Source organism: Roseovarius sp. BRH_c41 (genome assembly GCF_000961715.1).
Taxonomy (GTDB): Bacteria; Pseudomonadota; Alphaproteobacteria; order Rhodobacterales; family Rhodobacteraceae; genus Roseovarius.
In genome coordinates this window covers 235,115-258,008 of the sequence record NZ_LADY01000064.1, presented here as the reverse complement: position 1 = coordinate 258,008, position 22,894 = coordinate 235,115, and the positions used below count along the sequence as shown (strand labels likewise).

Below are 22,894 nucleotides of genomic sequence, written 5' to 3'. Positions count from 1 at the left end.
CGCGCCTTGCCCGCGCGTACACCCCGCGCGATAAATCGGCTCAGGACTGCATCCATGCCCGTTCTCGTGATGAAATTCGGCGGCACTTCGGTCGCCAATATCGACCGCATCCGCCGCGCCGCCAAGCGCGTGGGCCTTGAGGTGGCCAAGGGCTATGACGTCATCGTCATCGTCTCGGCCATGTCCGGCAAGACCAATGAAATGGTGGGTTGGGTCGGAGAGATTTCGCCGCTGTATGACGCGCGCGAATATGATGCCGTGGTCAGTTCGGGTGAGAATGTCACCGCTGGTCTGATGGCTCTGACGCTTCAGGAAATGGAAATCCCCGCGCGCAGCTGGCAAGGCTGGCAAGTGCCGCTCAAGACCAATTCCGCCCATAGCGCCGCCCGGATCGAAGAAATCCCGACCGACAACATCAATGGCCGCTTCGCCCAAGGCATGCGCGTGGCCGTGGTGGCGGGGTTTCAAGGGATCTCTCCTGAGGGCCGGATCACAACATTGGGGCGTGGCGGCTCTGACACCACCGCCGTGGCCTTTGCCGCCGCCTTTGACGCGGAGCGCTGCGATATCTACACAGATGTGGACGGGGTCTATACCACCGACCCGCGCATCACCTCAAAGGCGCGCAAGCTGGACAAGATCGCGTTTGAGGAAATGCTGGAACTGGCCTCGCTCGGGGCCAAGGTGCTGCAAACCCGTTCCGTGGAACTGGCGATGCGCTATAATGTGAAACTGCGGGTGCTCAGCAGTTTCGAGGAACCATCGGACGCGGCCGGCACGCTTGTATGCGCCGAGGAGGAAATCATGGAATCAAAGGTTGTCAGCGGTATTGCCTATTCCCGCGACGAGGCGAAAATGACCCTCATTTCGGTGGCTGACCGCCCCGGCATCGCCGCCGCCATCTTTGGCCCGCTGTCAGAGGCGGGTGTCAATGTCGACATGATCATCCAGAACATTGCAGAGGAGGGGCGCACCGACATGACCTTTTCCTGCCCGGTCGATCAGGTGATCCGCGCCGAAAAGGCGCTGCGCGATGCCAAAGAGCGCGGCGAGATCAATTATCACGACCTGATCGCTGATACGAATGTGGCCAAGGTCTCGGCTGTGGGCATTGGCATGCGCAGCCAATCGGGCGTTGCCGCCAAGATGTTCAAGACGCTGAGCGATGAAGGTGTGAACATCAAAGTCATTGCAACCTCCGAGATCAAGATTTCCGTGCTGATCGACCGAAAATACATGGAACTCGCGGTTCAGGCGCTGCATGATGCCTTCGAGTTAGACAAAGCGGCCTGACCCGGCCCCCACATCACCGGTCCCGGGTCTGGCCAATCCCTGAATCCGCCCCGGGGGACCGCCGCGCATGAGCGACCATTTCAAGACCGACAGCCGCCAGATGTTGGGCCGCTTGCGCGCCATCATGGCCGAGGATGCAGGCGGCCAGACCCGTCTTGACCAGATTACACGCCTGATCGCCGAGGAAATGCGGATCGAGGTCTGTTCGATCTACCTGTTTCGCGATGAGGACACGCTGGAACTTTGTGCCACAGAGGGTCTTAAACCCGAGGCCGTGCACCAGACCCGGATGCGCATGGGTGAAGGTCTGGTGGGCCGTGTGGCGCGCACCGGCGAGGTGATCAACACTGACAATGCCCCCGCAGAGCGCGGCTTTCGCTATATGCCGGAAACCGGGGAAGAGGCTTATTCATCCTTTCTCGGCGTCCCGATCCAGCGGCTTGGTGAAAAACTGGGCGTTCTCGTCGTGCAATCGAAACAGGCGCGACTGTTCTCGGATGAGGAAATCTATGCGGTCGAGGTGGTCGCCATGGTGTTGGCCGAAATGGCCGAGCTTGGCGCCTTCGTGGGTGAAGGGGCGGCCATGTCGGCCCGCCATCAGCAGGCCGTGCTCTTTCGTGGCACCAGCGCGCAAGAGGGCACCGCGCAGGGCCGTGTCTGGCTGCACGAACCGCGCGTGGTTGTGACCAACCCCATTGCCGATGATCCGGTGCGCGAGTTGGCGCGCCTCAACGAGGCGGTCGAGACGTTGCGCGTGGGCGTTGATCGTATGCTGACGTCTGCCAAGGGCGGCGACAAGGACCAGATGGAGGTGCTCGAGGCCTATCGCATGTTCGCCAATTCCAAGGGCTGGATGCGCCGGATGGAGGCCAATATCGACAGCGGCCTCTCGGCTGAGGCCGCCGTGGAAAAGGAACAATCCGCCGCCCGCGCCCGCATGACACAGGTCACGGATGCCTACCTGCGCGAGCGGCTGCATGATCTGGATGACCTGTCGAACCGCCTGTTGCGTATCCTCACCGGTCAGGGCCACGAGACTGGCGCGGATATGCCGCCCGATCCGATCCTCATCGCCCGCAGCATCGGCCCGGCGGAATTGCTGGACTATGGTCGCAGCCTCAAGGGGATCGTTCTGGAAGAGGGATCGGTCGGGTCGCATGCCGCCATTGTCGCGCGAGCCCTGGCGATTCCGCTGGTGATCCATGCCAATCGCATCACCACCGAGGCGTTGAACGGCGATCTGATCCTTGTCGATGGCGATCAGGGCATTGTGCATCTGCGCCCAGACGATACCGTGGTGTCGGCCTTTCGCGACAAGATGGCGATGCAGGCCGAGGCGCAGCAACGCTATGCCTCGATCCGGGACAAGCCCGCCGAGACGCTCTGTGGCCAGCATATCAAACTCAAGATGAATGCGGGGCTTATGGCGGATCTGCCGAGCCTTGCCGGATCCGGGGCCGAGGGGGTGGGGCTGTTTCGCACCGAGTTGCAGTTTCTCATTCGCAACCACATGCCCAAACGGGCGGAATTGTCAGAGCTCTATGCGCGGGTGATGGATGCCGCAGGCCAACAGCGCGTGGTGTTCCGCACGCTTGATATCGGCTCGGACAAGGTGCTGCCCTATATGAAGCCCAACGACGAGCCCAACCCGGCGATGGGCTGGCGCGCGATCCGGGTTGGGCTGGACAAGCCGGGGGTGATGCGGATGCAGCTTCAGGCGCTCATCCGTGCGGCCAAGGGCCGCCCGCTGACCATCATGTTCCCCTTTGTCGCACAGCGCGACGAATTCACCGCCGCCCGCGCCGAGATGGAAAAGGCACTGGAGCGCGAGCGCATTCTGGGCCATCCGATTCCCGAACTGATCGAGGTGGGGGCGATGCTGGAGACCCCATCGCTCGCCTTTGCGCCGGATGCGTTTTATTCCGAGGTGGACTTTTTGTCGGTCGGGGGGAACGATCTCAAGCAGTTCTTCTTTGCCGCCGACCGCGAGAACGAGCGCGTGCGCCGCCGGTACGACACGCTCAACATCAGCTTTCTGAATTTCCTCGAAGGCATAGTCTATCGCTGCGCTACCCTTGGCACGCCGCTCAGTTTCTGTGGCGAGGATGCGGGCCGCCCCGTTGAGGCTGCGTGTCTTGCCGCGATCGGATTTCGCACGCTCTCGATGCGCCCCGCCTCTATCGGTCCGGTCAAAAGCCTGTTGCGGCGGATCGACCTTGGGGGATTGCGTGATGTGATTCACATCGAGCGCGCGCGCGGCGCGCAAAGCGTGCGCCCGGCTGTGATGGATTATCTACGCGAGCAGATGTAACGCGAAGGGGACTTAGTGCCCACCACCCCCGGCAAGACCCACGCCCGACACCAGCGATCCCCAGACCTTGATGCGCAACCCGACCGCCTTGATCACGCCCGTCGCCGCGATCACATGCCCCAAAAATCCCGGAAGATTGCTGGTATAGGTCTGAATCAAGCACCCGCTGCCATCCAGCATGATCTTTTCGTGCTCGGGATACTCAAGCTCGAGATAAACCAGAATCGAGCCGCGTCGCAGCATATCGGCAGGGTCCAACAAGCGCCCACCCGGCACGATCTGCCCCGTGGAAATCGCAGGCTGGACTGCAACCACCCGCGCAGGCAGGACCGCGTTGCGGAACGACAGGCTGACGTTGCTGTCACAGGCAATTTCAGCGGGCATTCCGTCATAAATGGTCCCGCGAGCGACCTGAGAAAACCCCGCGATCGTCCGCACCGGCCATCCCTCGGGCCGGTCCGGAATGATCACCATGGCCGGGCTGAGGATCAGGGTCGAGGCCGGACTGCCCACGCTCATCGCAAGCTGTGTTACCACGCCCCCAGAATAGCTGCGCACCTCGGTCTGATCGACCGCGACCTTTGCACTCTCCAGAACAGCCTCAGCCGCCCGACGTTGCGCCGGCAGGCTTTCGGAAATATCCGTTTGGGCGAGGCCCACTTGTGCCTCTGCGGACTCCAATGCCGCCTGCGCCATTGCGACCGAGGCCTCAAGCTCGCGAACCGCATCTCGTGTCCCGACATTTCTGGACACCAATGTCTGCGCATTCTCCAGATCGACCCTCAGCTTTTCCAGCGATGCCGTCGCCTCGACCACACTGAACTGCGCCACCTTCAGGGTCTCACCAGCCTTGGTTTCTGCCGCGCTGATCTTGGCAAACTCGGCCTCTGCCTGCGCCAGAGCCGCCTGTTGGGACCGGCTGTCAACACGGAACAGGAGATCACCGGGTTCGACCCGTTGACCATTGCGGACTGGAAGTTCGGTGACCGGCCCACTGGCCTGCGCAACCACGGAAATGGTGCGAAAGGGGACGATGCCCGAATAGGATTTGGGGTGAAAGTAAAAGATGACGAGAAACAGCAGGAACGCCAGCACCGCCCAGATCAGAACCGCCGTGCGCATGTTCCAGACGGTCAGAGCCTCCCCTCGGCGCTTTAACTGGAAATAGCGGATGATGACCGGAAACGAGGTCAGTAGGAGCTCAAACACGGTCTGCCTCGCTTGTCTGGTTTTCGACATCCGGTCGCGGATCACTCTCAGCCGCAGGCGCCCCTCTCAGATTGAAGCGCGCCCAATCCGCCATCAAGGCAATCAGGATCGCACTGATCGGGAGCAGGATGTTGAAATGTCCAAGAGGAAATATCTCGTACAGCAAGGCAACCGTCAGCATTGTGGGAATGGTTTTGGCCAAAGGCGTTCCGTGTGACTGATGCTCTGCCCAACGATCAAAAGCCGCATAGAGCGTCACGAGCGCGTAAAGCCCCCCGATGATCAAAGCCAAAGACAGCCACGCAAGAACATCCCCATCACCGGGAGATGCGAACCATGCCGGCAGAGCGTGTCCATGATCTGATTCTGCTGCCATGCTTAACACCTGACTAAAATTGATTGTCTCGACGGTATGATCTCGGCACAGAATATCAAGAAAATTCGCAGCCCTTGGCAGTGCAGTGGTCATTTTTCCCGGTCGCAGTCCCGGTTCGGGTGCTGTTTGCTCCTATCTCGCCAAGAGGCGCACGCCGCGCGAGGGTCGTGGTCTTCGGCACTTCAACCCACGGGTGTCCGGGCCGTTCTGGGTAAATTTCACAACGCCTAGCCAATTGATTTTGATAAACTTATGCCCACGACATCCATCAATCTGGACCCGGTATCTTTTACCCTTTTCGCAGCCGCGTCTTGGCGGCTTTCGCGCGAAATTCCGCAACCACATCTTGTCTCTCGCGCCCGGCATCAATCGCCAGCCGCCGTAGCCCGAAATGCACCTGCGCCATATCCTGATAGTAGCGGGTATAGGCATAGTTGGTGGCAGCCCCCGCCGCAGCGCCGAGGATCGGAACCGTTTGCGCCGCCAGTTTTTGCCCAAGCACAGCCGCCAGACGCGGGGCCACCCGCGCGATCAGCGCCTTGAGCGCAGGGCCAGTGACCGTCATCCGCGTCCCGATAAAGCCCGCATTGGCCCCATCATCGCGTTCAAGCGGACCGGCCGCGCCGAACACCTCGATGGAATCGAACCGAATACTGGGCTCAGATGGATCAAACCCGTGCTCTACCGCCACATCCTGAATCGCCCGGAGCAGCACCGTCACCGTCATTGGCAACTCTGCCAAGGCCGATGGCAGGCCGCCCATGCCACCCACAGCCCCCATCGAGGCGGTCAGCGCGCGTGTTCGCCATCCGGGCTGTTCGCCGACAACGCTGCGCGAGCGATGCGCTATTTCGGCAGCACGGCGGAGCGCCTCTTCGGTGGTCTCGTTGAGTCGCATCCGCAGCGCCGGTGGCAGGCGGTCCAGCAGCCCCTCGGCCTGTCCGCCCACGAGGTTGAGCAGGTCAATGACCCCATTGCCCGCCTGAGCATTGCGCTGCACCAACGCGTTCATGCGCGTTTCGATCTCGGTCTCGCCGATTGGTCGGCCCAATAGCTCCATCTGCGTGCTCCGCAAGGGTTTTACCCCGTTGAACTGGCCACGGCGGCGTTAGAATTCAAGCATCGCGCGCCACTTTGCCCGCCACAGTCGCCCATGCACCCGGGCGCAGTTCCAGCCCCAGAACGCGCTCTGGGTTGGTGGGGGGCGGCATTTCCACCGAGGCCAGCTTGGCAAATCCAAAGCGGCTGTAATAGGGCGCATCGCCCACCAGAATGACCCGATCCCAGCCCAGCGCCTCTGCCCGCTCCAAGCTGTCGCGGATCAGAAGCGCGCCCAACCCCTCGCCCTGATGGGTGGGATGCACGGCCACTGGCCCCAGCAAGAGCGCGCGTGCCACCCCGATCCGCACAGGCCAGTAGCGGATCGCCCCGGCCAAAATCCCCTCACCATCGCGCACCACAAGGCACAAATCGGCGACGGCTGGCACGTTGTCGCGCAGGCGATAGGACGACAGCGCCTCGCGCCCCGGTGCAAAGCACAGGTCATAGAGGGCCTCAACCTCCCAATAATCAACGGCTTTCTCCGTCTCGAGGGTGAACATGCCGGGCTCTGTCCTTGCGAAAATCAACTGGTCATGCGCGTAGCACGACGCTACGACAGGCACAAACCCGATGACCAAGGAGAGGTGGATGTTTTACAAACCCGAGGATGGCCACGGCCTGCCGCACAACCCGTTCAACGCCATTGTGACGCCGCGCCCGATTGGCTGGATCTCGAGCCGGGGTGCCGATGGGCAGGATAACCTCGCCCCCTATTCCTTTTTCAATGCCGTGGCTTATGTGCCGCCGCAGGTGATGTTCGCCTCGACTGCGGCCAAGGCGGATCGCGGCGATACCAAGGACAGTGTGGCCAATATCCGTGAGACCGGCGTGTTTTGCGTGAATATCGTAAGCGAGGCCTTGCGCGACGCGATGAATCGCACCTCTGGGGCATGGGAGCGTGACGTGGATGAATTTGTCGATGCCGGGCTGGAGAAAGCCGAGTGCAGCACGATTTCCTGCGCGCGGGTGGCGGCCTCTCCGGCGAGTCTGGAATGCAAGTTGACCGAGATCGTGCAATTGCCGGGTGAGGCGAATTTCGTGGTGTTCGGCGAAGTGACAGGCATTCACATGCGCGATGATTGCATGGTGGATGGCCGCTTTGACATCACCCGCTACACGCCTCTGACTCGGCTTGGGTATCAGGATTATTCGGTGATCCGCGAGATATTCAGCCTGCGGCGTCCGGGGGAGTAACGCGGTGCGGTGTGGTGAGCCGCGCGGTGGCGTTAGGGGCGACTGCCCCTCCCATCACCCCGCCGAAATCGCCGTGCCCAGTTTCGCCGCACGCCGTCCCATGCTTTCACGTCCCAGCGTGCGACAGAGGATCAGCACCGGGATCAGGCCAAAGCCCACCAGCACCAGCGAGGGCACCGCCGCCTCTGAGAGCCGCTCATCGGCGGCGAGGCGATGCGCCTGCACCGCCAGCGTCTGAACGTCAAAGGGATGCAGGATCAGCGTGGCCGGGAGTTCCTTCATCACATCGACGAAAACGATCAAGAGCGCGGTCACCACCGAGGTGCGCGCCACCGGCAAATGCACACGGGTCAGCAGCTTGGGTCCGGGCTGTCCCAAGGAGCGGCCGATCGCATCCAGATGCCCCGGCACCGTCGCCATGCCACTGTCATAGGCATTGAGCGCGGCCGCCATGAACCGCACAATATAGGCGAGGATCATCAACCAGATTGATCCCGTGATCAAAAGCCCGCTGCGGATGCCGAATGTCTCTTGCATGACGGCGTCGATGGCATTGTCCAGCCCCGCCATTGGCACCATCAGCCCCACCGCAATCACCCCGCCCGGCACCGCATAGCCAAGCCCGGCCCCCAACACTAGCCAGCGAGAGCTGCGCCCTGGACGGGTGCGCGCACGAAATCCCACAAGGATGGCCCCCGCGACGGTCAGCACGGCGGCCACACTCGCCAGGAGGATCGAGTTGGACATGAACCCAAGATACCGCGCTGAGAGAATATTCTGCCCCGAGCCGATCGCCATCACCCCGAGCATGATCACCGGCAGCACAAACCCCAGGAGCACCGGCAGGAAACAGAGCAAGAATGCCCCCCAGCCCGCCGCTCCCTTTAGAACAGGCTGCTCCATCGTCTCGAACCGCGCGCCGCGTCCGGCGGTGCGCGACCGCCCCCGGCTGTTGCGTTCCAGCCCGGCCAGCAACAGCGCAAAGGCCAGCAGGCAGAGCGCCAGCTGCGCGGCCGCCGCCCGGTCGCCAAGGCTGAACCACGCCTGATAGATGCCTGTGGCAAAGGTCTGAACGTTGAAGAACGCCACGGTGCCGAAATCCGCGATCGTCTCCATGATGGCAAGAAGCGCACCGCCCGCAATCGCCGGACGCGCCATCGGCAGGGCCACGCGCCAGAACGCCTGCATCGGCGAGCGTCCCAGCGTGCGCGCCACCAGAAACGCATTGCCCGATTGCTGCCGGAACGAGGCGCGCGCCAGCAGGTAGACGTAAGGGTAAAGAACGATGGTCAGCATCACTGCCGCACCGCCCAAGCTGCGGACCTCGGGAAACCAATAGTCACGCGGCCCCCATCCGGTCACGGCACGCAGCGCCGTTTGCACCGGGCCGGGGTGATCCAGCATATGGGTATAGGCATAGGCCATCACATAGGCCGGAAAGGCCAGCGGCAGGGCCAGTGCAACCTCCAGCAGCCGGGCACCGGGAAAGCGATAGACGGTCACGAGCCAAGCCGTGACCGACCCGATCACCGCCGTGCTCAGCCCGACAATCACGACCAGTGTCAGGGTCGTGGCTGTATAGCGGGGCAGGACGGTGGACAGCACCTCGCGCCAGGTTTGCAAATCGCCCGTCAACGCCGCGAGCGCCGCCGCGAGGATAGGGGCCACGCAGAGCACGACCACGACCCATGCAAGGCGGTGCAAAAGTTTTTCGCTCATGGGCCTGACGCTCCGGGGTAATCTGACGATTTTAATCAGTATTCCGGGGCAACAGGCGGGTCAAGGCGATGACGCCAGAACAGGCAGCGTCACGCGCCCGTCACGCCCGCCTCTGCAAAGGTGGCCATTCCAGAATGGCAGGCCAAGGCCGCCTGAACAACGCTCACCGCCAGCACGCCGCCTGATCCCTCGCCCAGACGCAGATCGAGGGAGAGAAGCGGCACCTTGTCCAATATCTGCAAGAGCCGCGCATGTCCGGGTTCGGCGCTCACATGCCCCGCCACAGTGTGACCGAGCGCGCCGGCGCATTCTGCCTCAAGGCAGGCCGCAGCGGCAGTGCAGATGAATCCGTCGAGAATCACCGGAATGCGCAGGTTCCGCGCCCGCGCCATGGCCCCGGCCATCGCCACCAACTCGCGCCCGCCCAAGCGGCGCAAGACTTCCAGCCCCCCTGCCCCGCTGGCCGCGTTGATGGCAACCGCCTGCGCGACAATCTGCGCCTTATGGGCAAGTGCCGCGTCTGCGAGGCCCGTGCCGCGCCCGGTCCAAGCGGCGGCCTCTCCGCCATGGAGCGCCAAGGCAATTGCCGCAGCGCTTGTGGTATTTCCGATCCCCATTTCCCCCACGACCAAGAGATCACTGGCCGGATCAACCGCATCCCAGCCCGTGCTGAGCGCGATCAACATCTCGTCTTCGGACATGGCCGGGCCAAGGCTGATGTCGCCCGTGGGCCGGTCGAGATCAAGCGCGTGCACGTCCATCCGCGCGCCGACCTGCGCCGCCAATTGGTTTACGGCTGCACCGCCCGCGCGGAAATTCGCGACCATCTGCGCGGTCACTTCGGCGGGAAAGGCCGAAACGCCCTGCGCCACGACACCGTGATTGCCGGCAAAGACAATCACCTGAGGTGCGGTCACGCGGGCCCGTGCCTCGCCGCGCCAGCCACAATACCACACCGCAAGCCCCTCTAACCGCCCAAGAGCACCGGGGGGCTTGGTCAATTGCGCATCACGCGCCTGCGCATCAATCATGGCGGCAGGGTCCGGGCCGGGCATTTCGCCAAGGAGTGCCGCAAAATCGGACAGTGAAGAGAAGGCACCCGCCATGCAAAGCCTCATTGATTGTGATCTGTCCTTTCTGTATCGCAGGCAGAGCCCCCGCCCCAGACGAAAAGGGCACGCCCATGGCAGAAAACGACACAGCCTTGATCCGGTTCAGAGATGTGCCGCTGGCGCTGAGCCTGCTCAGCCGCTTGCCTGTGCCGGTGTGGCACTATGAGCGGGGCGCGCGGGCGGCTTGGGCCTATCCGCTGGCGGGCGTGGTGCTGGGCGGACTAGCGGCCTTGGGCGGGCTGGTCGCGCTCTGGCTGGGATGGCCGACACCGTTGGTGGCGCTCTTGGTCGTCGCCACTCCGATTCTGCTGAGCGGTGCCCTGCACGAGGATGGGCTTGCCGATACTGCCGATGGTCTCTGGGGCGGTTGGACGCGCGAGCGGCGGTTGGCGATCATGAAAGACAGTCATATCGGCAGTTATGGGGTGATTGCGCTGATCCTGTCCCTTGGGGCTCGCGGTGTGGCGCTCTGGCTGCTTTTTGACGCCAGCCCGGCGATTGCGACAGCGGCCGTGCTGGCCGCAGCCATGCTGTCGCGCGCTATGATGCCGGTGGTGATGTGTGCCCTGCCGCATGCCCGCGACACGGGGCTGTCACAGGCACAGGGGCGCCCGAGGGTTGCAACTGTGACCCTGGGGATTGGGCTGGCGGCGGCAGGGACATTTGCGCTGCTTGGGGGCGCGGGTCTTACAGCACTGGTATGCGCAGGTTTCACGACGTTGGCCATCGCTTTGATCGCGCGCGCCAAGATCGGCGGACAGACGGGCGACATCCTTGGCGCAACGCAGCAACTGGCGGAGATCGCGGTGTTGATCAGCCTCTTGGCGTGAGGCACGAGAAAGGCCGCACCTTGCGGTACGGCCTTTGACTATCTGAGGTGATCGGACTCACGCGGCGCGCGACACCAGCACCTCATCCACCTGACGCGCAGCCAGCACTTCATCTCCGCCGGAAACGGCGGCGACTTCGCGGGTCAAACGCTCGAGCGCGGCTTCATAGAGCTGCCGCTCGGAATAGCTTTGCTCGCGCTGGTCGTCAGAGCGGTGCAGGTCGCGCACCACTTCGGCGATAGCGATCAGATCGCCGGAATTGATCTTTTGCTCGTATTCCTGCGCCCGACGCGACCACATCGCGCGCTTGACCTTGGCTTTGCCTTTGAGCGTGCTCATGGCCTTGGACACGACATCGGGGCTGGACAGGCCACGCATTCCGATCTCGGTGGCCTTGTTGGTCGGCACACGCAGGGTCATCTTGTCTTTTTCGAACGAGATCACGAACAGTTCCAGCGTGATGCCGGCGATTTCCTGCTCTTCGATCGAAACGATCTGGCCCACGCCATGCGCGGGGTATACAACATAATCATCAGGGCGAAATTCGGACTTCTTGGTCTTCGACATTCAGGTCTTCCTCGCAGGGCTGCCAGCTCAGACGCACAAAAACATATGCCAAGGGCCATATTGGTCCACGGAATATGTAACTCTGTCGCAGAGTAATCCACCCCCGGGCAGCAACGCGGGTGAATGGATATCAGGCTATCTCTTCATTTGTCATGAAACTGTATCACAAAAAACCGCTCAATGAAAGGGCGGTGTTCTGGCAGAGGGCACTCACGCCCTCAAATGAACGCTTTACGGCGTTCACGATTTCGCGCGCGGCCCAGTCGGCCGCACCCTGTCCGCGAATCAGTCTCAGCCGCCTTCGCCGGGAGCCTCGGAGAAATATTTATCAAGCTTGCCGGCCTCACCGTCGCGCTCTTCGGCCTCGGGCAGCGGGTCTTTCTTGGTGATGATCACCGGCCACATTTCGGCATATTTGCGGTTGAACTCGACCCATTTTTCCATATCCGGCTCGGTGTCCGGGCGGATCGCGTCGGCGGGGCATTCCGGCTCGCAGACGCCACAGTCGATGCATTCATCCGGATGAATGACCAACATGTTCTCGCCCTCGTAAAAACAATCGACCGGGCAGACCTCGACACAGTCGGTGTATTTGCAGGCGATGCAGGCGTCGTTCACGATATAGGTCATGGCCGTCTCTCATTCTTGCCGAATTGCGCCTCACCTAATCCAGTGGGGCGGATCAATCAAGCGGTCCCGGTCCATTGAGATCGAGTTTGCGGCGGTCACGCTTGGTCGGGCGTCCTTTTCCCTCATATTTGGGCGCGGGCGGAACGCTGTCCTGCGTCACCGGGTCGCTCAGGTCGTCATAGAGCGCCTGCGCCTCGGGTGCCGGGCCACGCCGGGTGCCGATCTCGACGATCCGCACCACCCGCACCCGTGTGGCCTGTGAAAATGTGAGCACATCCTGTGGCCCGACGGCCTGCGCGGGTTTGCTCACCCGCGCGCCATTCACCCGCACATGCCCGGCCGATACTTCCTTGGCCGCCAGCGTGCGCGTCTTGAAGAACCGCGCCTGCCAGAGCCATTTGTCGAGCCTGATTTTTACGCCCGGGCCGTCCAAACGCTCAGCCCTTGGTCCTCAGCCCCATGAGCGCGGCGGCAAAGGGATTGTCCGGGTCGATCCGGTCATTCTTTTTCTCGGGCTTGGCGGCATAGGTCTTGGGCTGTTCTTCACGCGCCTCGCGCGGTTTGCCCTTGCCGGGTTTGCCGCGGGGTTTGCCACCTTGACGCTGCGGTCTGCCTTCCCGCTTTTGCGCCTCGCCACCGTCGCTCGGGGCACCCTGTGCTCCCTGCGCGCCCTGTGCGCCACGCGGCCCGCGTCCTGCTTGCGCCGGACGTTCGCCACGAGGCCGACTCGCACGCGGAGCCCAGGTGAACGTATAGAAGACCTCGATCTCGGGGGCGGCCACGTCCGGCGTCTCGCCGGGGACCAGTTCCTCGGCGGGGACCGCGTCCAGAGCGCCGGGCACTTCGGCCTCGATCTCGGGCTCTGCCGCGATGGGAGCGACGCCCTCATCGGGGATATCCGCAACCACATCGCCTACCGTTTCAGCCTCTGCGGCTTGGGCAGCATCGGCGGGCGCATCCGCGATAGCCTGATCCACCGGTTTGACTTTTTCGCGCTCGCCGCGCTCGGCCTTGTAGCCCAGCCCCTGCATCAAGACGGCGAATTGCTCCAGCGTCATGCCGGTGATCGAGAGCATGTCCGGCTTGGCCTCGAACCCAGCCCGCGTATCCTCACCGCGCAGCATGTCCGCCAGACGTTCGAGCATATCAATCCGAATCGCCCGATCCCCGGCGGCGCGATAGCCAGCCATGGTGAAATAGCCCTTGGGCGCGTCACTGCGCGCGGGAACCGTGACCAGACCCGGCGGCGGGGCCTCGGGGAATTCATCCATCCCTTGGCTTAGCGACCACAGCACCAGCCGCAGGCGCGTCGGCGCGGGCTTGAGCAGGAGTGGCAGGAATACCGTGAACTGACCAAAGCGGATGCCATGTTTGCGCAGCGCGCCGCGGGCGTCCTGATCCAGCGCCTTGACTTCATCCGCCACTTCGCCGCGCGGGATGAGACCCATCGCCTCGACCATGCGAAAGCCGAATCCGCGCGCCAGACCGTTCAGCGTCTCGTCGCGCTGGATGTTCAGGAGCGGCTCGAACAGGGTGGCAATCTTGCGGTCGATGTAATGCTGCAAGCGGCGTTGCACCTTGGCGGCCACATCCGGCCCCGCCTCGTCATCGACAAAGGCCACGATCTGCGGCTTGAGCGGGTCTGCACCGGGCGTCAGTTTGCCCACCGCCTCCTTGCCCCACAAGAGGCCGCCTTGCTCGGTAAAGTCGATCTCGGTGTCGGGCGCGTTGTAGAACCGGTCCGCCTTGAGATGAAAATGCGGGGCCAGTGCCGCCGTGCTCGCCTGTTGCAGCGTGCGCGCTTCGTTGCCCGCCGCAGACCTGTCCTGCATAAAGCGGAACCCTTCGAGCCGTCCGACGAATTCGCCTTCGACGGTCACGTCACCTTGATCGTTCACTTCGGCCACCATGGCTTCCTTCTGCTTGAGCCGGCGCAAGAGCACGGATGTGCGCCGGTCCACAAATCTCTGGGTCAGACGTTCGTGCAGCGCGTCCGACAGGCGGTCTTCTACAGCGCGTGTCGCGCCGCGCCAATGTTTTTCGTCATCCACCCAACCTTTTCGCTGCGCGACATAGGTCCATGTGCGGATATACGCCAACCGTTTGGACAGTGTGTCGATATCGCCATCGGTCCGGTCGATGCGGCTCACCTGCTGTGCCAGCCAGTCATCGGGCACCCGACCATACTCAACCAGATCACAAAAGATTCGTTCCAGAAGGCTCGCGTGTTCTGCCGCGCTGATGCCCCGGAAATCGGGAATTCGGCAGACATCCCAGAGCAGTTTCACGGCAGGCCCGCCGATGGCCCGCCGCGCCACATCCGGAAGGTCAGACAAAGTCTTGAGCGCGGTGAGATCATCCGCCTCGCGGACGCGGGCCAGCAACTCGTGCTCCGGTCGCGCCTCAAGACTGCCAATCAGTGCGGCCGTGGTGCCGAATTGCAGACGCGCATTGCGCCATTCGAGTTTGCGGATCGGCGCAAAGCGATGCTCCATGATCGCCTCGGCCAGTTCGGGATCAAGATCGGGGGCCTCGCCGGTCACCCCAAAGGTGCCGTTGCTCATCCCCCGCCCGGCGCGCCCGGCGATTTGCCCCAACTCGTTCGGCTGCAAATAGCGCATTCTGCGCCCGTCGAATTTGCTGAGAGAGGAAAACGCCACATGGTTGATATCGAGATTAAGCCCCATGCCGATGGCATCCGTCGCGACGAGATAATCGACATCGCCATTCTGATAGAGCTCTACCTGTGCATTGCGGGTGCGCGGGCTGAGCGCGCCCATGACCACTGCGGCCCCGCCTTTTTGACGGCGCAGCAATTCAGCGATGGCATAGACATTCTCAACTGAGAACCCGACAATCGCGCTGCGGGCGGGCATCTTGGCGATCTTCTTGGGGCCGGTGTATGTCAGTTGTGACATACGCGCGCGGCTCAGGAATTCCACCCCCGGCACCAGCGCGGCCATGGTTTGGCGCATGGTGTGACTGCCGAGAAATTGCGTCTCGCGTAATCCGCGCATGCGCAACAGCCGGTCGGTGAAGACATGGCCGCGCTCAGGGTCGGCGCAGAGCTGGATCTCATCCACCGCGACGAAATCCGTCCCCATCCCCTCGGGCATCGCCTCGACGGTGCAGACCCAGTACTGCGCGCGCTCGGGCACGATGCGTTCTTCGCCCGTGACCAGCGCCACGACAGAGGGGCCGCGCACGGCTACGATCTTGTCATAGACCTCGCGTGCCAAGAGGCGCAACGGCAGGCCGATGATTCCGGTGCGATAGCCCAGCATCCGCTCAATCGCGTAATGCGTCTTGCCGGTATTGGTCGGGCCCAGAACCGCAAAGGTTCTTGACTGTTCGGGCATCCGCCGTGCTCCTTGAAAGTGTCAGAGTTCCGCGCCGCCCAAGTCCCGGGTCACGCTCTCCCGGGCCTTGGTTACGTCCTCGTGATGGGGATGTATAGCCAAGGCGCGCGAAAACGCATCCTCTGCCAGATCGGGCTGGCCGAGTTCGTCCAAAAGGACACCCAGGCCATAGATCACGTTGAAATGCCGCGGCTCGAGCGCCAAGGCCTGCTCGATGTCATGCAGCGCAAGACCGTATCTTTCCTGCTTGAAGAACGCGACGGAGCGCAGATGCCACGCCTCGGCAAAGTCCGGCGCATGGTCGATGGCGGCACTCAAATGCTCGATTGCCGCCCCAAGGTCCCCCGCTTCGAGCGCATCCTGCCCCCGCCTCAGCAAGAGGTCCATCGCGGGCGACCCAGAGCGCGACAACGCCAGCTCTATCTCTGCGGCAATCTTGCGCGCCTCGGGCGCCTCGGCCTGCGAGAGCTGGGCAAAGAGATCATCCAATCGCGTCTCCTCCGCCAGCACGGGTAGGGAAAACGTGACTATCGCGACACCTGCCGCGACGATACGGTTGAGATTGATGATTACTGCACCCATAACATGTGTGAGTTTAGCGCAGATTGTCCGGTTGCACAGCCCCGGCATCGCAAATGTGAAAGGAAGCGCAAATGAGCGACGTTATGACCGCAGCGGTGGCTGCCCTGAATGAAAAACTCGGCGGCGAAGGGTTTGACGGCACCGCGAAATTCGTCATCGAGGACGAGGGTGCGATCGTGATCGACGCCGATGGCGCGCGCGAAGGTGACGACGAGACCGATGTCACGATGACGGCCAGCCGCGACACGTTCGAATCGATTCTCGCCGGCGATCTCGATCCGACCGCCGCCTTCATGTCTGGCCGCCTCAGCGTCGACGGCGACATGGGCATGGCGATGAAGCTGGGCAGCGTGCTGGCCTGATGCATGAGGCACCGCTCTTTGACGATGTGGCCTACGGGCCTGAGGGCGGTGCTGCGTGGTGGCTGACCGCAGCCGACGGGGTGCGCCTTCGCGTTGGCTTGTGGAACCGGCAGGGGCCGAAGGGCACCATTCTGCTGTTTCCCGGACGGACGGAATACATCGAAAAATACGGTCGTGCCGCCACGCATTTTGCCGGATGTGGCTATGCGACTTTGGCGATCGACTGGCGCGGTCAGGGTCTCTCTGACCGGCTGACCGAGGATGCCATGGCGGGCCATGTGCATCACTTCATAGACTACCAGCAGGATGTCATCGCCATGAGCGAGGCCGCCAAGCGCCTCGATCTGCCGCGCCCTTGGTATCTCTTGGCGCATTCCATGGGCGGCTGCATCGGGCTGCGTGCGGTGATAGAGGGGCTGGACGTTCAAAGCTGTGCCTTTTCCAGCCCGATGTGGGGCATCCACATGGCCCAAGCGCTGCGCCCGGTCGCGTGGTCGCTGTCTTGGGGCAGTCGGCAACTTGGCATGAGCCATCGCTATGCCCCCGGCACGGCGGGCGAACATTACGTGCTGGCCGAACCGTTCGAGACCAACAAGCTGACCAATGACCGCGAGATGTATGACGACATGGCGCGGCAGTTGCGGGCGCATCCCGAACTTGGGCTGGGCGGCCCCAGTCTGCACTGGCTGCACGAGGCCCTGCGCGAGACCCGCGATCTCGCACGCCTGCCCTCACCCGCCCTGCCCTGCCTGACCATTCTGGGCAGCGACGAGCAGATCGTCGATGTGCCGCGTGTGCACGAGCGCATGGCGCAGTGGCCGGGCGGGCACCTGGACGTGGTGCCCGGCGGGCGGCATGAGACCCTGATGGACACGCAAGACATGCGCAAACGCATGTTGCAACAGCTTTGCGATTTCTACGGCAGCACCGCGCGCCTTGGCTCTAGCGGTCCCGCACCACGGGCGAGCGCTGCTCCCCAAGCCCACTGATCCGCAACACCATTTCATCGCCCTCGGCCAGATAGCGCGGCGGCCTTTGGCCCATGCCCACACCGGGAGGCGTGCCGGTTGCGATCACGTCGCCGGGTTCAAGCGTCATCAATTCGCTCAGATAGGCCACGATATGCGCCACCGGAAAGATCATCCGCGCCGTGCTGCCGGTCTGCATCCGCGTGCCATTGAGGTCGAGCGAAAGGTCGAGCGCCTCGAGATCGTCCACCTCGTCAGGCGTGACCAGCCAGGGACCAATCGGCGCAAAACTGTCACAGCTCTTGCCCTTGGTCCATTGGCCGGCCCGCTCCATCTGATAGGCGCGCTCTGACACGTCGTTGACAATGGTGTAGCCCGCAACATGGGACAACGCGTCTGCCTCGGTCACGTATTTTGCGCGACGACCGATCACCACGCCCAACTCGATCTCCCAATCGCCCTTGCGCGCGCCACGCGGCAGGCTGACCGGGTCATAGGGGCCGGTGATGGCCGATGTCGCCTTGAGGAACACCACCGGCTCTGGTGGCGCGTCAACGCCCAACTCCTCGGCATGATCGGTATAGTTCAGCCCAATGCAGATCAGCTTGCCCACCTGACCTACCGGCGGGCCGATCCGTGGCGTTCCCTTGACCAATGGCAGGCTCTCGGGGTCGATGCGCGGCAGGTCCGCCAACAGCGGCCCCGCGAGATCAGGCAAAACGCCCGACAGATCGCGCAACCGCCCCTGATCGTCCAGAACCGCAGGCTTCTCCTGCCCGGCCGTACCATATCGTGCGAATTTCATGTCTCACCTCCCCGGTTCATGGTGCGCGCCACCCTAGCCAGCAGGTCGCGAATGGCAAGCACCAGTGGTGCCTGTCCTCTTGTAGCCCCGGCACCTCCGGCCTATGTCTGGGCCATATCAACACGAGGTGCCCCATGCTCAATCTGCCGTTTCCCGTCCGCGACGCCAATGCAACATCTGGTAACAGGAACCTGGGAAACCTGCCGGAATGGGATCTGAGCGATCTCTACACCTCAGAGACGGCCCCGGAACTCAAACGCGATCTTGAGTGGCTACAGAGCGCCTGCGCCGAGTTTGCCGCCGATTACGAGGGGAAACTGGCCACGCTCGACGCAAAGGGTCTTGTGGACTGTATCCGGCGCGATGAGGCGATCAGCAACATCGCGGGACGCATCATGTCCTACGCGGGCCTGCGCTATTACCAGCTGACCACCGATGGCGGGCGGGCGAAATTCATGTCTGATTGTCAGGAAAAGGTGACGAATTCGACCACGCCGCTGGTGTTCTTTTCGCTGGAGTTGAACCGGCTCGACGAGACTGCGCTGACGGCGATGTATTCCGAAAACAACGATCTTGCCCGCTACAAGCCGGTGCTCGACCGCATCCGCGCGATGAAGCCCTATCAGCTTTCGGATGAGCTGGAGAAATTCCTGCATGACCTCGGCGTTGTCGGCGACGCCTGGGAGCGCCTCTTTGACGAGACCATTGCCGGGCTGACCTTTACCGTCGATGGCGATGACCTCAGCATCGAGGGCACGCTGAATCTGCTCACCGAACAGGACCGCAGCAAACGCGAAGCGGCGGCTCGTGAACTGGCACGGGTCTTTGGCGAGAACATCCGCACCTTTGCCCGCGTCCACAATACGCAGGCCAAGGAAAAAGAGGTGATCGACCGCTGGCGCAAGATGCCCACGGCCCAGACCGCACGCCACCTCTCGAACGATGTCGAGCCCGAGGTCGTCGAGGCGCTGCGCAATGCGGTGGTCGCGGCCTATCCGAAACTGTCGCATCGCTATTACGAGCTCAAGCGCAAGTGGCTGGGGCTGGAGCGGATGCAGGTCTGGGACCGCAACGCCCCCCTCCCGATGGAGACCACGCGCCTGGTCGATTGGGACGAGGCGCGCGACACGGTGATGGGGGCCTACGCCGCCTTTGATCCGCGCATGGCCGATCTGGCGCAGCCGTTTTTCGAGCGGGGCTGGATCGACGCCGGCGTGAAACCGGGCAAGGCGCCGGGGGCCTTTGCCCATCCGACCGTGACGACCGTGCATCCCTATGTGATGCTCAACTACCTTGGCAAACCGCGCGACGTGATGACGCTGGCGCATGAGCTGGGGCATGGCGTGCATCAGCGCCTGGCGGCGGATCAGGGCGAATTGCTGTCCTCGACACCGCTCACCCTGGCCGAGACCGCCAGTGTTTTCGGCGAAATGCTGACCTTCCGCCGCATGCTCGACGGGGCCAAGACCCAGGCCGAACGCAAGGTGCTGCTGGCTGGCAAGGTCGAGGACATGATCAACACGGTCGTGCGCCAGATCGCGTTTTACGATTTCGAATGCAAACTCCACGCCGCGCGGCGCGACGGCGAACTGACCCCTGACGATATCAACCTGCTCTGGATGTCAGTGCAGGCCCAAAGTCTCGGTGAAGCATTTGATTTCATGGACGGGTATGAGACCTTTTGGGCCTATATCCCACATTTCATCCATTCACCCTTCTACGTCTACGCCTACGCCTTTGGTGACGGGCTGGTGAACGCTCTTTATGCGGTCTACGAGGAAAATCCCGAGGGATTTCAGGACAAGTATTTCGAGATGCTCAAGGCGGGTGGGTCCAAACATCACAAGGACCTGCTTGCCCCGTTCGGCCTTGATGCCTCTGACCCGGCGTTCTGGGACAAGGGGCTGTCGATGATCTCTGGTATGATCGACGAGTTGGAGGCGATGGAGGGCTAAGGCTCGGTCGGGCTTTCATCTTGCCCAAAATACTTCGGGGGAATTGGCCGTAGGCCAAGGGGGCAGAGCCCCCGCTTTCCCCCCTCACTTCAACTGGCTGTCCTTTGATCCGCGCCGGTTGATGCCGCCGCGCGGGGATTGGGCCGCGTCGCGCTCTTGCTGGCAGTCGATGCAGAGCTTGACCCCTGGAATCGCCACGCGCCGCGCCTCGGGGATCGGTTCCTCGCATTCGGCGCAATGCGTCAGGCTCTCGCCCTGCGGGCCGCGCCGCGCCTTCAACCGCGCCAATTCATCAGAAATCGACGCCTCGATCTGTTCACTTACCGCGCCGTCGCGCGCCCATCCGCCAGCCATGGCATCCTCCTTTCGCAGAGTTTCAGTCTACGCGCCCTGCACTTTGCGTCAATTCCCACTTCCTCAGGGCTGCAACACTTTGGGTTTGGGAAGGCGCAGCGCCATGCTCTTGATGAAGTCACTGCTCTGTGGCCCTGACTCGGCCAATATCTCGCGCAGAAGACCGATGGCGGCAGGCGATGTAACGGGCACAAAGTGATTGAGCCCGGAGCCATCCGCCAAAGTGCTGAAGTCGAAGACCTGAACATCCGGCCGCTGCACCTTGTCAACGGTGTCGATCATGCCCAAACGCGGTTTGCGCCCGGTAATGAACCCCGAGACAGTCAGCGCCCGGTCCGCCTTGGTGATGAAGATCAGGAACGGTTGCGGCAGTTTGCCGATCACCTCGGCCTGACGGTCAAACACATCCGGGTCGATATCAGGCGACATCAGCACCACACCGCTGATCCGGTTCAGCAAATGGCGGTCCCCACTGAGGGCGATTTCGCGCAGTGATTCCATCACAAGGCTCGACCCCATGGAATGCGCCAGCAAGAACACCTTGTCACCCGGCGCGCGGGTCAGCTGGCGCAGCATATCAGTCAGATCATCGCGCGCATAAAGCACCGAATCGCGGTCATAGATATAGCCACGCGGATCGCCCGCCGAGGGCCACGAGAACAACAGTCCCGGCATGCCCGTGTCGAAATCGGTCTGGATCTGTGCCAGCCGATACATCGCTTCGGACAGCGTGTTGTTGTAGCCATGCACAAAGAGCAGGGTCTCGCGTCCTGCGTGCTCTTGCCTGACCTCATTGACCATCGCGCCGGGACTGGGGAAGACCTCGGTTCCGGTGACGACAAAATCCGTGGCCGCGTCCGGAGGGCCGTCCGGCCATTCGATCTGCCCCGGTTGGTGGGTTGGTGGAACGGACACATCGGTCCGGAAATAGCGCAGACCCTCTGTCCGCTCCAACCCGAAAATCGGCCCGGTCTGATCGAGCCTGCGCCCCGTCGCAACATAGATCGGCACGACCGTGGCTGCGGGATTGGGGGCCGCGCGCTCGGCGGTTGCGCGCGGCGCACAGGCGGCGATGAGAAGAACCATGCCAAAGCACAAAAGCCTGACTCCACGGTTTGCCCCTGTCACCGCCTGCCCTGCTGCTTGCGTCACTGTATCCCTCGCACACTGATTGTCGGTCGAGAGATACGCGTTTTGTTCGGTCGCGCCAAGCGTTGCTTCAGACCGATGCAAGCATGCCTTTTTCCTGCGCCAGCGCCCGCATCCGCTTTTGCAGTTTCTCAAAGGCCCGCACCTCGATCTGACGGATACGTTCACGGCTCACGTCATATTCCGCGCTCAGATCTTCGAGGGTCACGGTTTCATCGCTCAGGCGGCGCTGTGTCAGGATATCGCGCTCGCGCTCGTTGAGCACGTCCATCGCCATGGTCAGCAATTCGCGTCGCGCATCCATTTCATCGCGTCGCTCGTAATCACCAGCCTGATCGGCATCCTCATCCTCGAGCCAGTCCTGCCACTGCATCGACCCTTCGCCCTCAGAGCCAACCGTGGCATTGAGCGATGCGTCAGCCCCGGCCATCCGCTGATTCATGCTGATGACTTCGGCCTCGGTCACGCCCAGATCAGTCGCGATCTTCTTGACGACTTCGGGCCGCATATCGCCATCTTCCAGCGCGCCGATCTTGGCTTTGGCCTTGCGCAGATTGAAAAACAGCTTTTTCTGCGCCGAGGTGGTGCCCAGTTTCACAAGGCTCCACGAGCGCAGGATATATTCCTGAATGCTGGCGCGAATCCACCACATCGCATAGGTCGCAAGCCGAAAGCCGCGCTCGGGGTCGAACCGCTTGACCGCCTGCATCAGCCCCACATTGGCCTCGGAAATCACCTCGGCCTGCGGCAGGCCGTAGCCGCGATAGCCCATGGCGATCTTGGCGGCCAGACGCAGGTGGCTGGTGACCATCTTGTGCGCCGCCTCGGTGTCCTGTTCCTCGACCCAACGTTTCGCCAGCATGTATTCCTCTTCCGGCTCTAGCAGCGGGAATTTGCGGATTTCCTGCATGTAGCGGTTCAAACCGCCTTCCGGCGTTGGGGCCGGCAGATTCTTGTAATTTCCCACTCGGTTGTCCCTCCTGATGTTTACATCGTTAACATTGAACTAGGTACAGGC

At 62.6% G+C, this 22,894-nt stretch carries 22 protein-coding genes; 7 read left to right on the top strand and 15 right to left on the bottom strand.

Translation table 11 applies throughout. The annotated features are described in order from the left end of the window. Positions 1-54 precede the first annotated feature (54 nt). Together VR71_RS21245 and ptsP are read left to right on the top strand one after the other, a co-directional pair. Positions 55-1,293 (top strand): aspartate kinase, encoded by a 1,239-nt coding sequence (locus VR71_RS21245; RefSeq protein WP_009819543.1) that lies wholly within the window; start codon positions 55-57, stop codon positions 1,291-1,293. Positions 1,294-1,360: 67 nt separating this feature from the next. Further along, the gene (ptsP, locus tag VR71_RS21240; protein ID WP_009819542.1) at positions 1,361-3,604 is read left to right on the top strand and encodes a phosphoenolpyruvate--protein phosphotransferase; all 2,244 of its coding nucleotides are present in this window, start codon (positions 1,361-1,363) and stop codon (positions 3,602-3,604) included. A gap of 12 nt (positions 3,605-3,616) precedes the next feature. Here the strand turns inward: ptsP and VR71_RS21235 are convergent, their stop codons facing one another. The 4 genes from VR71_RS21235 to VR71_RS21220 form a co-directional block, all read right to left on the bottom strand. Next, positions 3,617-4,813 carry an HlyD family secretion protein gene (locus VR71_RS21235; protein ID WP_045682044.1) on the bottom strand — a complete coding sequence of 399 codons (1,197 nt, stop codon included), beginning with the start codon at positions 4,811-4,813 and terminating at the stop codon, positions 3,617-3,619. Further along, complete coding sequence (locus VR71_RS21230; protein WP_296429947.1) at positions 4,806-5,282, bottom strand: hypothetical protein; 477 nt, start codon at positions 5,280-5,282, stop codon at positions 4,806-4,808. Before VR71_RS21230 ends, VR71_RS21235 begins: the two co-directional genes overlap by 8 nt. A gap of 196 nt (positions 5,283-5,478) precedes the next feature. Further along, positions 5,479-6,249: an EcsC family protein gene (locus VR71_RS21225; RefSeq protein WP_045682046.1), complete on the bottom strand. Its 771-nt coding sequence runs from the start codon at positions 6,247-6,249 to the stop codon at positions 5,479-5,481. Positions 6,250-6,304: 55 nt separating this feature from the next. Beyond that, positions 6,305-6,790 carry a GNAT family N-acetyltransferase gene (locus tag VR71_RS21220; RefSeq protein ID WP_045682048.1) on the bottom strand — a complete coding sequence of 162 codons (486 nt, stop codon included), beginning with the start codon at positions 6,788-6,790 and terminating at the stop codon, positions 6,305-6,307. Between the two features lie 88 nt (positions 6,791-6,878). Here VR71_RS21220 and VR71_RS21215 point away from each other — a divergent pair, with 88 nt between their 5' ends. Next, positions 6,879-7,484: a flavin reductase family protein gene (locus VR71_RS21215; protein ID WP_296429949.1), complete on the top strand. Its 606-nt coding sequence runs from the start codon at positions 6,879-6,881 to the stop codon at positions 7,482-7,484. Between the two features lie 54 nt (positions 7,485-7,538). On the opposite strand, the gene VR71_RS21210 is transcribed toward VR71_RS21215, so the two are convergent. Together VR71_RS21210 and cobT are read right to left on the bottom strand one after the other, a co-directional pair. After that, positions 7,539-9,203, bottom strand: a complete 1,665-nt coding sequence (locus tag VR71_RS21210) for an iron ABC transporter permease (protein ID WP_045682052.1) — start codon at positions 9,201-9,203, stop codon at positions 7,539-7,541. Positions 9,204-9,292: 89 nt separating this feature from the next. After that, positions 9,293-10,309: a nicotinate-nucleotide--dimethylbenzimidazole phosphoribosyltransferase gene (cobT, locus tag VR71_RS21205; protein ID WP_045682053.1), complete on the bottom strand. Its 1,017-nt coding sequence runs from the start codon at positions 10,307-10,309 to the stop codon at positions 9,293-9,295. Positions 10,310-10,386: 77 nt separating this feature from the next. Between cobT and cobS the strand changes: the two genes are divergently transcribed. Beyond that, complete coding sequence (gene cobS, locus VR71_RS21200) at positions 10,387-11,145, top strand: adenosylcobinamide-GDP ribazoletransferase (protein WP_045682054.1); 759 nt, start codon at positions 10,387-10,389, stop codon at positions 11,143-11,145. 57 nt (positions 11,146-11,202) lie between these two features. Here cobS and VR71_RS21195 read toward each other — a convergent pair whose 3' ends face one another. From VR71_RS21195 to VR71_RS21175, 5 genes are all read right to left on the bottom strand, one after another. Beyond that, a complete protein-coding gene (locus VR71_RS21195; protein WP_037242295.1) occupies positions 11,203-11,712 on the bottom strand; it encodes a CarD family transcriptional regulator in 510 nt (169 codons plus the stop codon). A 291-nt stretch (positions 11,713-12,003) separates the two neighbouring features. Then, on the bottom strand, positions 12,004-12,342 hold the full coding sequence (gene fdxA, locus VR71_RS21190) for a ferredoxin FdxA (protein ID WP_009815568.1): 339 nt from the start codon (positions 12,340-12,342) through the stop codon (positions 12,004-12,006). Positions 12,343-12,394: 52 nt separating this feature from the next. Next, positions 12,395-12,775, bottom strand: coding sequence for an RNA-binding S4 domain-containing protein (locus tag VR71_RS21185; RefSeq protein ID WP_009815569.1), 381 nt, complete (start codon positions 12,773-12,775; stop codon positions 12,395-12,397). Positions 12,776-12,779: 4 nt separating this feature from the next. Next, on the bottom strand, positions 12,780-15,701 hold the full coding sequence (locus VR71_RS21180; RefSeq protein WP_045682055.1) for a helicase-related protein: 2,922 nt from the start codon (positions 15,699-15,701) through the stop codon (positions 12,780-12,782). Positions 15,702-15,722: 21 nt separating this feature from the next. Beyond that, positions 15,723-16,283 carry a tetratricopeptide repeat protein gene (locus VR71_RS21175; RefSeq protein WP_296429951.1) on the bottom strand — a complete coding sequence of 187 codons (561 nt, stop codon included), beginning with the start codon at positions 16,281-16,283 and terminating at the stop codon, positions 15,723-15,725. 71 nt (positions 16,284-16,354) lie between these two features. Between VR71_RS21175 and VR71_RS21170 the strand changes: the two genes are divergently transcribed. Then, positions 16,355-16,645: an SCP2 sterol-binding domain-containing protein gene (locus VR71_RS21170; RefSeq protein ID WP_009815573.1), complete on the top strand. Its 291-nt coding sequence runs from the start codon at positions 16,355-16,357 to the stop codon at positions 16,643-16,645. After that, positions 16,645-17,634, top strand: a complete 990-nt coding sequence (locus VR71_RS21165; RefSeq protein ID WP_045682058.1) for an alpha/beta fold hydrolase — start codon at positions 16,645-16,647, stop codon at positions 17,632-17,634. Before VR71_RS21170 ends, VR71_RS21165 begins: the two co-directional genes overlap by 1 nt. Here VR71_RS21165 and VR71_RS21160 read toward each other — a convergent pair. Continuing rightward, positions 17,588-18,418, bottom strand: a complete 831-nt coding sequence (locus VR71_RS21160; protein WP_045682060.1) for a fumarylacetoacetate hydrolase family protein — start codon at positions 18,416-18,418, stop codon at positions 17,588-17,590. The genes VR71_RS21165 and VR71_RS21160 overlap by 47 nt on opposite strands. 134 nt (positions 18,419-18,552) lie before the next feature. On the opposite strand from VR71_RS21160, the gene VR71_RS21155 reads away from it, so the two are divergent. Next, positions 18,553-20,373: a M3 family oligoendopeptidase gene (locus VR71_RS21155; protein ID WP_045682062.1), complete on the top strand. Its 1,821-nt coding sequence runs from the start codon at positions 18,553-18,555 to the stop codon at positions 20,371-20,373. A gap of 84 nt (positions 20,374-20,457) precedes the next feature. Here VR71_RS21155 and VR71_RS21150 read toward each other — a convergent pair whose 3' ends face one another. The 3 genes from VR71_RS21150 to rpoH form a co-directional block, all read right to left on the bottom strand. Then, on the bottom strand, positions 20,458-20,727 hold the full coding sequence (locus tag VR71_RS21150; RefSeq protein ID WP_009815577.1) for a DksA/TraR family C4-type zinc finger protein: 270 nt from the start codon (positions 20,725-20,727) through the stop codon (positions 20,458-20,460). A 63-nt stretch (positions 20,728-20,790) separates the two neighbouring features. Then, on the bottom strand, positions 20,791-21,813 hold the full coding sequence (locus VR71_RS21145; protein ID WP_296429953.1) for an alpha/beta fold hydrolase: 1,023 nt from the start codon (positions 21,811-21,813) through the stop codon (positions 20,791-20,793). Between the two features lie 133 nt (positions 21,814-21,946). Continuing rightward, positions 21,947-22,843: an RNA polymerase sigma factor RpoH gene (gene rpoH / locus VR71_RS21140; RefSeq protein WP_040650238.1), complete on the bottom strand. Its 897-nt coding sequence runs from the start codon at positions 22,841-22,843 to the stop codon at positions 21,947-21,949. Positions 22,844-22,894: the final 51 nt, after the last annotated feature.